14 protein-coding genes and 1 tRNA gene are annotated in these 12,591 nt (G+C 38.3%); 12 read left to right on the forward strand and 3 right to left on the reverse strand.

Annotated features, from left to right (window positions below):
* Position 1 precedes the first annotated feature (1 nt).
* The 9 genes from recA to PK1910_RS00925 all read left to right on the forward strand — a co-directional run bounded on the left by recA (position 2) and on the right by PK1910_RS00925 (position 8,487).
* A complete protein-coding gene (gene recA / locus PK1910_RS00885; RefSeq protein WP_004696404.1) occupies positions 2-1,042 on the forward strand; it encodes a recombinase RecA in 1,041 nt (346 codons plus the stop codon).
* A 2-nt stretch (positions 1,043-1,044) separates the two neighbouring features.
* Positions 1,045-1,488 (forward strand): regulatory protein RecX, encoded by a 444-nt coding sequence (locus tag PK1910_RS00890; protein WP_287511273.1) that lies wholly within the window; start codon positions 1,045-1,047, stop codon positions 1,486-1,488.
* Positions 1,489-1,606: 118 nt separating this feature from the next.
* On the forward strand, positions 1,607-3,208 hold the full coding sequence (rny, locus tag PK1910_RS00895; RefSeq protein ID WP_004696400.1) for a ribonuclease Y: 1,602 nt from the start codon (positions 1,607-1,609) through the stop codon (positions 3,206-3,208).
* Between the two features lie 258 nt (positions 3,209-3,466).
* Positions 3,467-5,239 (forward strand): DNA primase, encoded by a 1,773-nt coding sequence (gene dnaG / locus PK1910_RS00900; RefSeq protein ID WP_287511272.1) that lies wholly within the window; start codon positions 3,467-3,469, stop codon positions 5,237-5,239.
* A gap of 28 nt (positions 5,240-5,267) precedes the next feature.
* Complete coding sequence (gene rpoD, locus PK1910_RS00905; RefSeq protein ID WP_077708559.1) at positions 5,268-6,428, forward strand: RNA polymerase sigma factor RpoD; 1,161 nt, start codon at positions 5,268-5,270, stop codon at positions 6,426-6,428.
* A 205-nt stretch (positions 6,429-6,633) separates the two neighbouring features.
* Complete coding sequence (queD, locus tag PK1910_RS00910; RefSeq protein WP_004696395.1) at positions 6,634-6,972, forward strand: 6-carboxytetrahydropterin synthase QueD; 339 nt, start codon at positions 6,634-6,636, stop codon at positions 6,970-6,972.
* Positions 6,959-7,702, forward strand: a complete 744-nt coding sequence (locus tag PK1910_RS00915; protein WP_287511271.1) for a radical SAM protein — start codon at positions 6,959-6,961, stop codon at positions 7,700-7,702. Before queD ends, PK1910_RS00915 begins: the two co-directional genes overlap by 14 nt.
* A gap of 81 nt (positions 7,703-7,783) precedes the next feature.
* Positions 7,784-8,347: a GTP cyclohydrolase I FolE gene (folE, locus tag PK1910_RS00920; RefSeq protein WP_287511269.1), complete on the forward strand. Its 564-nt coding sequence runs from the start codon at positions 7,784-7,786 to the stop codon at positions 8,345-8,347.
* A 65-nt stretch (positions 8,348-8,412) separates the two neighbouring features.
* Positions 8,413-8,487: transfer RNA gene (locus PK1910_RS00925), tRNA-Ile, on the forward strand.
* Here PK1910_RS00925 and PK1910_RS10260 read toward each other — a convergent pair.
* From PK1910_RS10260 to PK1910_RS00935, 3 genes are all read right to left on the reverse strand, one after another.
* On the reverse strand, positions 8,444-9,964 hold the full coding sequence (locus tag PK1910_RS10260) for a recombinase family protein (protein ID WP_414617155.1): 1,521 nt from the start codon (positions 9,962-9,964) through the stop codon (positions 8,444-8,446). The genes PK1910_RS00925 and PK1910_RS10260 overlap by 44 nt on opposite strands.
* 130 nt (positions 9,965-10,094) lie before the next feature.
* Complete coding sequence (locus PK1910_RS00930) at positions 10,095-10,568, reverse strand: hypothetical protein (RefSeq protein WP_302131503.1); 474 nt, start codon at positions 10,566-10,568, stop codon at positions 10,095-10,097.
* Between the two features lie 27 nt (positions 10,569-10,595).
* Entirely contained in the window at positions 10,596-11,108 is a 513-nt protein-coding gene (locus PK1910_RS00935) for a helix-turn-helix domain-containing protein (protein ID WP_331299090.1), read from the reverse strand.
* A gap of 171 nt (positions 11,109-11,279) precedes the next feature.
* Between PK1910_RS00935 and PK1910_RS00940 the strand changes: the two genes are divergently transcribed.
* The 3 genes from PK1910_RS00940 to PK1910_RS00950 all read left to right on the forward strand — a co-directional run bounded on the left by PK1910_RS00940 (position 11,280) and on the right by PK1910_RS00950 (position 12,586).
* Entirely contained in the window at positions 11,280-11,465 is a 186-nt protein-coding gene (locus PK1910_RS00940) for a helix-turn-helix domain-containing protein (RefSeq protein ID WP_331299092.1), read from the forward strand.
* Positions 11,466-11,481: 16 nt separating this feature from the next.
* Positions 11,482-12,219: a phage antirepressor KilAC domain-containing protein gene (locus PK1910_RS00945; RefSeq protein ID WP_331299094.1), complete on the forward strand. Its 738-nt coding sequence runs from the start codon at positions 11,482-11,484 to the stop codon at positions 12,217-12,219.
* Between the two features lie 193 nt (positions 12,220-12,412).
* Positions 12,413-12,586 carry a hypothetical protein gene (locus tag PK1910_RS00950; protein WP_331299097.1) on the forward strand — a complete coding sequence of 58 codons (174 nt, stop codon included), beginning with the start codon at positions 12,413-12,415 and terminating at the stop codon, positions 12,584-12,586.
* Positions 12,587-12,591 lie beyond the last annotated feature (5 nt).

Below are 12,591 nucleotides of genomic sequence, written 5' to 3' on the forward strand. Positions count from 1 at the left end.
AATGGCTGTAGATGGCAGACAAGCAGCGTTGGATAACGCGTTAAAACAAATTGAAAAAGATTTTGGTAAAGGTGCTATTATGCGTCTTGGTGAAGCGGCAGATCGCATGAATGTAGAGGTGATTTCCTCTGGTTCTCTTGCTATCGATATTGCTGTTGGTGTAGGTGGTTTCCCTCGTGGCCGTGTAATTGAAATCTACGGTCCAGAATCTTCTGGTAAAACAACAGTGGCTCTTCACGCTGTAGCAGAAGCTCAAAAACAAGGTGGTATTGCAGCATTTATTGATGCGGAACATGCGATGGATCCTGTATATGCTCGCAACTTGGGGGTAGACATCAATAATTTGTTGATTTCTCAACCAGATAATGGAGAACAAGCTCTAGAAATTACAGAAGCTCTTGTTCGCAGTGGTGCAGTAGATATTGTTGTAGTTGACTCCGTAGCGGCTTTGGTTCCTAAAGCGGAAATCGATGGCGAAATGGGCGATGCTCACGTAGGCTTACAAGCTCGTTTGATGAGTAAAGCTTTGCGCAAATTGACTGGTATCATCAGTAAATCCAAAACAGTTGTTATCTTCATCAACCAATTGCGTGAAAAAGTAGGTGTTATGTTCGGTAATCCTGAAACAACGACTGGTGGTCGTGCGTTGAAATTCTATTCTTCCGTGCGACTTGATGTTCGTAAAGGGGAATTAATTAAAGCAAACAACGAAAATGTTGGCGCTCGAACAAAAGTCAAAGTTGTCAAAAATAAGGTGGCACCTCCATTTAAGACAGCTGAATTTGATTTGATGTATGGCGAAGGTATCTCTAAAACTGGCACACTTATTGATATTGGTACAAATATGGAAATTATTAATAAATCTGGTGCTTGGTACTCCTATAATGGGGAACGTATGGGGCAAGGTAAGGAAGCGGCTAAACAATACTTGTTAGAGAATCCACAAATAGCTGATGAAATCGATCGCATTATTCGTGATACATTGGCTGTTGGCACTGAAGAAATCGATGTAATTGGTGAAGAAGTAACTGAAGAAGTATAATCATGAGTGACGAAACGATGCAAGCTGCTATGGATCAAGCGTATCGCTTCTTAGCTCAGCGCTTCCTTAGTTCTTATGAGCTGACGCAAAAAATGAGACGTAAACAATTCGAGGACCCTATCATTGAGAGGGTCCTTGAGCGCCTTAAAGATTATGATTACATTAATGATGAACGTTTATCTGAGCAGGTATTAGCCTATTTTATGAAAGAACAGAAATACGGTGCTTATATGATTAAGCAAAAAATGAAACTTCGAGGACTTGCGATTCCTCAAGAAATTTCTGCTTATGATGAGGTAAAAGCTGCTTATCGGGTGGTAGAGAAAAAATTTGGATCTATTCTCAATGAAGAGAAGACTCCTCAGGTAAAAGTTTTTAGTTTTCTCAAATACAGGGGGTTCTCAACAAGCACAATTCAAGTTGTATGCAATGATTTTTATGAATAAATTCTGCTTTTTGAGAGGCCTTGGTAGGCTTGTAAAATCTTGACAGAAAGGGCTTTGAAGTCTAAAATTAATAATAGCCTTATTTATTTATATGATGATATGGCTAATTGATAATTTAATGCATAAAGGGCATAAAAAGGAGCATGAAAGCTCAATTTTGAGAAATAAAAAGGAGGTGAAAGAAATTCTAGAGTATAGTCTAATTGCAGTGGTAATGGTACTGATTGGACTAGGGGTAGGCTATTTTTTAAGAAAAAATATTGCTGAAGGAAAACTGAATCAAGCTGAACAAGAGGCTGCACGCATCATTGCAAATGGTGAACGCACAGCTGAGTCTAAAAAGAAAGAAGCTTTATTAGAAGCGAAAGAAGAAATTCATAAGCTCCGTTCTGATGTAGAACGAGAAAATAAAGATCGTCGTTCTGAACTTCAACGTATGGAACGTCGTATTCTTCAAAAAGAAGAATCTTTGGATAAAAAATTAGACAATATTGAGCACAAAGAGGAAGCTTTACATCGCAAAGAAGCTGACTTAGCCCAAAGCCGTGAAAAGGTAGAAGCTTTGTATGAAAAACAAATGGCAGAATTGGAACGTATTTCTGGCATGACGTTCGAAGAAGCAAAAAATATCTTGTTAACGAATGTGGAACAAGAAATCCGTCATGAAACGGCGATTATGGTTAAGGAAATGGAGCAGCAAGCTAAGGATGAAGCGGAGAAAAAAGCGAAAGAAATTATCTCCTCTGCTATCCAACGTTGTGCAGCTGACCATGTAGCGGAAACTACCGTATCCGTAGTGGCATTGCCTAATGATGAAATGAAGGGGCGCATTATCGGTCGTGAGGGTCGTAACATTCGTGCACTCGAAACATTAACAGGTATTGATTTGATTATCGATGACACACCAGAAGCAGTTATTCTTTCCGGCTTCGATCCAATTCGTCGTGAAGTGGCTCGTATTGCGCTGGAAAAATTGATTGTAGATGGTCGTATCCATCCAGCTCGTATTGAAGAAATGGTTGGTAAAGCTCGTAAAGAGGTGGACCAAACTATTAAAGAGGCTGGTGAACAAGCGACATTTGAAGCTGATGTTCACGGCTTACATCCTGAAATTGTTAAGATTTTAGGCCGTTTGAAATATCGTACTAGTTATGGTCAAAACGTATTGAAACATTCCATTGAAGTATCTCATTTAGCAGGTTTAATGGCAGCTGAACTAGGCTGTGATGTAACTTTGGCTAAACGAGGTGGTTTGATTCATGATATTGGTAAAGCATTAGACCGTGAACTTGAAGGTTCTCATGTTCAAATCGGTGTTGATGTGGCTCGTAAATATCGTGAAAGTGCAGCAGTAATTAACTGTATTGGTGCTCATCATGGTGATGAAGAGTTCCAAACAGTAGAAGCTGTATTAGTAGCTGCCGCTGATGCTATCTCCGCTGCCCGTCCAGGAGCACGTCGAGAAACATTAGAAAACTACTTAAAACGTTTATCTAAATTGGAAGAAATCGCTGAATCCTTCGAAGGCGTTGAAAAATGTTTTGCTATTCAAGCCGGTCGTGAGATTCGCGTTGTAGTAAAGCCGGATAAGATTGATGAAGCTGAGTCTACATTACTTGTTCGGAATATCGTAAAACGCATCGAGTCAGAACTTGAATATCCAGGCCAAATTAAGGTCGTAATTATTCGTGAAACTCGCGTTGTGGATTACGCAAAATAATATGCTATAAGCGATAAGTATAGGCTGCAATGTTTTCATTGCAGCCTATTGTTATCAAAGTTTCGGTAATTACATATTGCTATATACGGCGTATAGAAATCATCATGTACATTACATTGTAGATGATGATTCCTATGATTCGTATCAAGCTTTTTTATATTATTTTTATAATTTAATTGATTAAAATGCTTTACAAATAGAGGATTTTTTATTTGTATATAGAATTAATATATATATATGGGGAAGGAGGCGTTGGCTATGAGCCGATATTTTGAAAATGAGTTGATTGAACAAATCAAAGATGCTAATGATATCGTGTCAGTTGTATCCGAGCATGTAGCCTTAAAGAAACGCGGCAAGAACTATTGGGGTTGTTGTCCATTTCATAATGAAAAAACGCCATCCTTTAGCGTAGCTCCTGAAAAGGGTTTTTATTATTGTTTTGGTTGCCATGCATCAGGAAATGCTATTAAATTTCTTATGGAGTTAGAGCATTTAACCTTTGTAGAAGCTTTAGAGCGGCTAGCTAATCGGGCTAATATTCCATTGCCAGAGGCGAAACTTTCACCTGAGCAAAGAGCTAGAGATGAAAGACGTAAAAAACTGTATGAAGCTTCTGATTTAGCAGCCACCTTTTTCCATAACTGTCTCACTCAAACGTCTATTGGTAAAGTGGGATTAGATTATTTGAAAAAGAGGGGGCTCACACAAGAAACCATAGAACAATTTAAACTTGGTTTTGCTCCTGATGGTTGGGATAAGTTATATCGTGCCTTTCATGACCGTGGTATTGATGATTCCATTCTCTTGGAGTTGAATCTTGTCAGAAAGAATCAAAAGGGTCAATTTTATGACTTCTTCAGAAATAGAATTATGTTCCCCATTATGGATGGTAAAGGGCGAGTAGTTGCTTTTGGTGGGCGTGTTATGGATGATAGTACACCAAAATATTTAAACTCTCCAGAGTCATCAATCTTTGAAAAAGGTAAACTTCTATTTGCTTTTGATAAGGCTTATAAATCTATTCGTGAGGAAAAACAAGCTATTCTTGTAGAAGGCTATATGGATGTTATATCTGCTCATAATCATGGTGTTACTAATGTAGTCGCATCATTGGGGACTGCTTATACAAGAGATCATGGACATATCTTGATGAGGCAGGCTGAAGAAATCGTGTTAGCTTATGATATGGATGGTGCTGGTCGTCAGGCGGCTGCTAGAGCTATTGAATTATTGCAAAATACGGATTTTAAGGTGCGTGTCCTTGCTATGCCAGACGGCAAAGATCCAGATGATTATGTGCGTAATCATGGGGGGCAGGCATTTAAGGAGTTAGTTGCTAAAGCTGTTAAGCCTCTTGATTATCTATTAAGTGAGTCTTTAATTAAACACGATACAAATGATACAGAAGGAAAGCAGGCTGTTATGGCAGATGTTTTCCCATATATTGCAAATATAGATAGTCAAACGCAGAGAGATGATGCTTTAAAAACATTGGCATTGCCATTATGGCTTGATAATAGTACTATTTTTAGATACTTTAGAGATTATGTGAAAAAAGGACAAATTGAATTAGTGGATACGGCATCGACACCTTTGCCAACACAGGATTTACCAAGGGGTGATGCGGAAAAATTATTATCCTTAGCTTTCACAAATGGCGAAGTATTACAACATATGATGAGCTATTTGCCATTAGAGGACTTTGAAAAAATTGAATATCGAGGTATAATAGAAAAGCTATTCACCTTGTATAAGTCCGAAGGTCGTCTAGATGAAACTGCAATTCAATCTGTTTTATCTTCTCAAGAATACGATATTTACTCTAGGTTGGTCGTCATGAGTGACGATGAATATAAGGTACAAGTGCCTGCATTAATCCGCAAGATAAGGCTCCATTCATTGCGTGAACAGTATAAAGCGCATTCGATTATGGCGGATCAATTAAAACGAGCAGGAGATTCGACGTTTATTAGCGAATTACATAAGTGTCAGGAAATACAGAATTTAATTAGAGAATGGTCTAAGTAAATCATTAATGGTTAAAAAGGAGAGCGCTGTGGCTAAGAAAGTACAAAAAAGTCAAATAGAGGAGATTGTTGAGCAACTTCTTGAAAAAGGCCGTAAGAGCGGTGTGTTGACACAATCCGAGATTTCAGATGCTCTTCATGAGCAGACGGAAATTACTGCGGAACAATTAGATGATATTTATACGACTTTGGGTAAATTGAATGTTGAGATTGTGGCAGATATCGATGCTGATGATACAGATAATCATACAATTGAAACGGATGAAGATGAAGACGAAGTTTCTAGCGAGAAAAAAATTGCTATCGATTTAAGTGTTGATTCTGGTGTTAATATCGATGACCCTGTACGAATGTACCTAAAAGAGATTGGTCGAGTGCCATTGCTTTCAGCTGATGAAGAAATCGTATTAGCTAAGCAAATTGAAGCTGGTGCTCAAGAGGATGCTACATATAAAGATATTCAACTTAGCAAAAAGGCAAAGAAAAAATTGGTAGATGCTAACTTGCGACTAGTTGTAAGTATCGCAAAACGTTATGTAGGTCGCGGTATGTTGTTCTTGGATCTAATCCAAGAAGGTAACTTAGGTCTAATCAAAGCGGTAGATAAATTCGATTATACTAAAGGTTATAAATTTTCTACGTATGCTACATGGTGGATTCGTCAAGCAATTACGCGTGCTATTGCAGACCAAGCTCGTACGATTCGTATTCCTGTACATATGGTAGAAACAATTAATAAATTGATTCGTATTTCTAGACAATTGTTGCAAGACAAGGGTCGTGAGCCATTGCCAGAAGAAATTGCTGAAGGTATGGGAATTACTGTAGAGCGGGTGCGTGAAATTCAGAAAATCGCTCAAGAGCCAGTATCCTTGGAAACTCCGATTGGTGAAGAGGAAGATTCCCATTTAGGGGACTTCATCGAGGACCAAGATGCAATTGCTCCAGACGATGCAGCTAGCTACATTTTATTGCAAGAGCAGATTGAAGATGTATTTACATGCTTGACTGATCGTGAGCAACAAGTCTTGATTTTACGTTTTGGTTTGAAGGATGGTAAGCCTCGTACATTGGAAGAAGTTGGTCAACATTTCAATGTAACAAGAGAACGTATTCGTCAGATTGAAGGTAAAGCGCTTACTAAATTGCGTAACCGCGGTAAACGTGATAAAATCAAAGACTTCTTATAATATTTTGAATCTCTTAAGGGTTGTAATGCAGTGTTGTATAGCACTGTATTACAACCCTTTTGTGTTATAATAAAAAATGGTAATATCTTACAATAAAAAGTAATTTATGATAAGACTTACGTAATAGACAAGCGTTTCATGTAATATCGATAAGTTCTATGTAATAGATATAAGTTGAAAGCTTATGTAATAGATAGGAGATATAATGTTTACAGTTACTAAACGGTTAGAGGTGAGTGCATCTCATCAATTAAAACTAGATTATCCGAGTAAATGTCAAAATCTTCATGGGCATAACTGGATTATTACAGTTCATGCACGTTCTGAAGAGTTAGATCATAATGGGATGGTCATCGATTTTACGATTATTAAAGAAAAAATTCATGGTCGATTGGACCATCGCCATATCAACGATGTACTAGGCGATATAAATCCTACTGCGGAGAATATGGCAAAATGGATCGCTGATGAATTGGGCCCAAAATGCTTTAAAGTAGAGGTTCAAGAATCTGAAGGGAACACAGCTATTTATGAACGTGATTGAGATTTTTGCCTCTATTGATGGGGAAGGTAGTCGGCAAGGCTTGCTGACTACATTTTTACGCCTTCATGATTGCAATATTCGCTGTTCCTATTGCGACACGACTTATAGCTACGGCATTGATAGTGTATTCACAGAGATGACTGTAGCTGAGGTGGCTGATGTTATTGAAAGCTTAGGTAATCATCGCATTACTATTACTGGTGGGGAGCCTCTATTACAAGAAGCTGCTGTTGTAGAGTTAATTGATGAATTAAATCGTCGGAAGGCTTTAAAGATACAAAACAGTCCATCAAATCAAAGTGATTTAACTCGTATTAATGATGTAGATAAATTTGATAAACGAAAGATACCTAATATTAGCTATTATGATTTTAATATTGAAACAAATGGCACGATTGTACCGAGCTTTCATAGAGATAATGTGTGGTTTACCTACGATTATAAAACGCCGTCCTCTTTAGCTGAAGAGTCTATGAATATAGATATATTCAAGGTGGCTACAGAACGTGATTTGATTAAGTTTGTCGTTGGTTCTCCAGAAGATTTGGATTGTATGCGTCGCATAATTAGTAAATATCCTACAGTGGCTCAAATATATGTATCGCCTGTATGGGGACAGATTGAGGCGGCATCGATTATCGATTATATGAAAGCATATAATTTGCAGAATGTACGATTCCAACTGCAAATCCATAAATTTGTCTGGGATCCAGATGCAAAGGGTGTATAGTATTATTAGGCTGTGTAGTATCAGTATCTTTTCTATGGTATGATATGAGGTCTGATGAAATCTTGATATAAAGGGGTAAATATGGATACAAAAAAAATAGAATCGCTTATATATCAGTTGTTAGAAGCATTAGGTGAGGATCCTAATCGGGACGGTTTGTTAGAAACACCGAAACGGGTGGCTCAAATGATGGAAGAGGTATATGAAGGCATTCAGTATACAAACGCTGAGATTGCAGAAATGTATGGTAAGACCTTCGCTGTAGATACAAATCAAATGGTAGTAGTAAAGGATATTACTTGCTTCTCTCATTGTGAACATCATATGGCATTGATGTATGATATGAGTATCAGTATTGGGTACATTCCAAAAGGTCGTGTCATAGGTTTATCTAAGATTCCCCGCATAGCTGAAATGTGCTGCAAGCGTTTACAACTACAAGAAAAAATTGGTGAAGATATTGCGGAAGTAATTTCCTTAGCGACAGGGTCTGATGATGTTATTGTGCACATTACATCGTCTCACAGCTGCATGAGTGCACGAGGTATTAAATCTACAGATAGCCAAACGACTACACTAACTACTAAAGGCGTATTTAACGAAGATCATATGATTCACCGTTTTATGCTAATGAAACAGTCTTAAGATTTGAGTTGCCTTGACTAAATGATAGTCTATTCGGTATAATTAATAAGCTAGAAACTAACTGAGGGCCTATAGCTCAGGGGTAGAGCAACCGGCTCATAACCGGTCGGTCCCTGGTTCGAACCCAGGTGGGCCCACCAATACTTTGAAATGCGAACCACCCTCGCACTGGTCGTTAAATTCTGGCAATTCGTTTTTATAATTGAAGATAATTTCAACCCTATCATTATAGATAGTTACGCTTTTGATAAACGTATCAAGAATACGTGAGCGGCCTGTCTTAGTGGTAGGGTTTTCTGTTGCCATTCTTTCGAGAAAATACTCTATATGATCCGCAGTAAATTTAATAGGTGTAATAGCGCTCTCATGGTTCGCTTTTTGCTCTAATAGGTCTTGACGTTCATTTTCGAGGCTTTCTATTTCTGATTTAAGCCTATCAGTAATAAAACCTTGCTTAATTGCCGTCATGCAATTATCTAATTCTGTATCTATAGCCTTAATTTTATTATTTATGCCATGTATGGCCGTTTTAGCCTCTTGGGTAACATTACTATAGCCAGACATTACTAAATGGGCTATACGCTCGATAATTTGAGGCTCATTTAAGATGTTTAGTGTTTTATTAATCACCAAGTCCTCGAGTTCATCACGGCGGATATTTGGCGCTGTACAAGTGTGATATTTTCTTCTATTAGTGCATACGTAATAATGGTGCTTTTCGCCATTTCTTGATGTAGCTGTAGAGCCTACATAGTGGCCGCCACATTCGCCACAAATGAGCTTGCCACATAAGCTATACATTTCAGAGCGGCGGCCTTTATTTCTAATTCTATTAGGCATAATCTTTTGAACCTCGTCGAATATTTTTCTTGAGATAATAGGCGGTATTGAGTCCTCAATACGAATATCACCCCATGAGTACACGCCTATATATTTCTCATTAGACAGAATATTCTTAATCACGCTAGGGGAAATCTTGCGGCCTCGCTTAGTTGTGTAGCCTTTACCGTGTAAAATATTTGAAATTTTAGCCATAGAATGCTGTTTTAGGTATAAGTCATATATTAATCTTACCGCCTTAGCCTCGTGAGTATTCACGGCTAAATGGTGGCTTTCTGTTAGGTCGTAGCCGAGAGGAATAGCAGCACCGTTCATTTTGCCTTTAAGTGCGTTTTCAGTCATGCCACGTTTAACCTTTTGGGATAGCTCAACGCTGTAATATTCCGCCATACCCTCGAGCATGCTTTCTAAAATAATACCAGCAGGCTCATTGGTGATATGTTCCTTGGCGCTTAATACTCTCACCCCATTACGGCGTAATATGCCCTTGTATTTGGCGCTATCCTCACGGCTACGGCTGAACCTATCGAGCTGGTACACTATGACATAATTAAATGATTGATTGGCACTATCACGGATCATTTGCAAGAACTCTGGGCGGTTATCAGTGCGAGCTGAGAGAGCTCTATCTGTATATATTTTAGTAATCAATATACCCTCACGCTGAGCGTACTCTGTACATTCTCTTATTTGCCCCTCGATTGACTCATCTCTTTGTTTATCGCTTGAATATCTGGCGTATATAACCCCTGTTTGTAAATCTTTTGTATTTGTCATTGTGTGATATTCCTTTCAATGGTATAATCTTATCAAGAAGTAAAGATGTGCTAACCATGACCGCCGAAGTTTATGCTCGGCGGTTTTTGGCTTTTAGGTATAAATAAAGCCCCTTGATAGGGGCTCTTTTTTATTTCTTGCCTTTATATTTAGCTTGCGCCTCGGCCATTTTGCCGCTTTGCACAGCAAAATTATAAGCATATACAGCTGTTTTGTATTCGTCTGAACCCTCAATAATAGGCACTATAGGCGTAGGCTGTGCGCTGCCACTCACGACATAATCAGAATTTCTCGAGAAATTTGTAACCCTATCCACTCGATATAATACAGATATAGGCTTTCCTGTTCCGTGCGGATCTAATGTATAGTAAAAGTGGTTCAATTTCCATGTAATATATGGCTTTTCTGGGTTATCTATTTGAGTGTACAGCAATATTTCAACGCTGCCGCCGTCATAATTCTTTATATCTAAATCAGCTCTTACGCTAACATTTACGCCTTTCTCGGTTGTATATGCTGGTACAAATGGCGCCGCTGGGTTGATAGCAACGGCAGAAAATGACATGCTAGCTAATAGGCAAGCAACAATAACTAACTTTTTCATAATACATAACTCCCCTTAATGTTCCCTTTACTTAGTTTTTAAAAACGCCTCTATAAGCGCTTTTATAGTTGTGCGTTCCTCAGCTGTAATGATGTGTTTATCATATGACAATACATTATCCTTTTCGAGTACCGCTTTTAAATTAACCCCCTCAGCGTTCTCTATGCTCATTAGCGTAGAGGGCGCTTTTTTTATTTCTGGTAACTCTAAATTATGGATCACATCTTTTTTGAGCGCACATGCGACGTATAAATCATCGACAGCCTCATCATCATATAACGTGAAATCAATATCAATACCACATTGATGAATAAAGTCTATCTTTTGCTGACGCATTATGTCGTAATCGTCAACCTCGCCAGTTAAATAATACAACGATACCCCTAAATAATTGGCCAACTTTTGCAACTTATCTATTTTTGGCGTGTATTCTTTCTTTTTCCATGCTGCGAGGGTAGACCTAGACACGCCAGTAGCCTTTGCTACTTTGTATGCGGTCAGCCCTTTTTCTTGCAACAAATTATTAAATCTTTCGTACATTTTTCTGACCTTACTTTATAAAATAGTTAAGAAAGATTTACGAAAAGTTTACTAGGTACGTTCAGTTTTCTGTGCTATTATATAGCCATAGGGAACGTTAAGAAAACTTGACGTAATAGAAATTAATTAATATTTCTTAACTAATTTTATCACATAGAAAGGGGTGAGGCAATGGAATATAAAAAAATCGAGGTTCTCTTAACAAAGAACGGCGTAACAGCTTATCGAATGTGCAAAGATTTAGGCTTGCATACATCATCTGTTACAGCGTGGCGCAAAGGCGATTATAAGCCAAGCGTTACAACCCTTAAAAAAATCGCTGATTATTTTGGCGTAACAGTTGATTACTTTTTATAGAAAGGAACATCACACAATGAACCTAATTCCAATCAACGTGAGCAAGAACGATGAGCAATATGTAAGTGGTAGAACGCTGCATATGTTCCTAGAAATTAAAACGCCCTACACTCAATGGTTTGAGCGCATGTGTGATTATGGTTTTACTGAAAATCTTGATTATGTAGGTTTATCACAAAAATGTGAAAAACCTCTAGGCGGTAGACCTCAACAAGATCATAACTTAACCATTGAAATGGCGAAACAGCTTTGTATGCTGGCGAGAAATGATAAGGGCCGAGAGGCTCGAGAGTATTTTATCGCAGTAGAGAAAGACTGGAACAGCCCAGAAAAAGTAATGAGCCGAGCTTTAAAGATTGCCAATAACGTAATCAATGAGCAAAAAGTGCTTATTGCACAACAAGAGCAACAAATCGCAGAATTTAAGCCAATTCGTGATTATGTAGATGAAATCTTGAGCAGTACTAGCACGCTAACCACTACACAGGTGGCTGCTGACTATGACCTTACGGCTCGAGCTTTAAATAACATTTTACATGAGGAAAAGATACAGCGAAAAGTGGGCGATCAATGGATATTGTACAAATCTGAAATGGGCAAAGGCTACACAAAATCTGAAACATTTACTTTTACACGAAATGACGGCCGACTTGATAGCAAAATTCAAACGAAATGGACTCAAAAAGGCCGCTTGCGTATTCACGAAATTCTCACAGCTCGAGGCATTGAGGCTGTATGTAAGGACGTGATGTAATGACGCTACTCATTGATGAAATACACAATTTTTACAGTAACCCTCAAAACCTAGCAGCGTTTAAGGAATGGAGAAAGAAGAAATATGAAAACAAGAACACAACAACTAAAGAAAGCTCACAAATTAATGGGCTGGGTGTACGGCGACATTCTAAGCCAGCTGGTATATCACTTTAAAGAAAGGAAATAGAAACATGATGACTCAACAATTAAAAGCAAAACACAGAAAGCCAATGAGAGCCAAACGGCTAGGGCGTAATGATGAGCCTACATCGTTACAAATGGCACTATTCACTTTCTTAACATTGGGTTTTTTCTTTGCCACTGCTTACTGGTGGTGTACAGGTGAGGCGCTAATTAAATGGTAGATCTA

This window comes from Veillonella parvula, assembly GCF_036456085.1.
Taxonomy (GTDB): domain Bacteria; phylum Bacillota; class Negativicutes; order Veillonellales; family Veillonellaceae; genus Veillonella; species Veillonella parvula_E.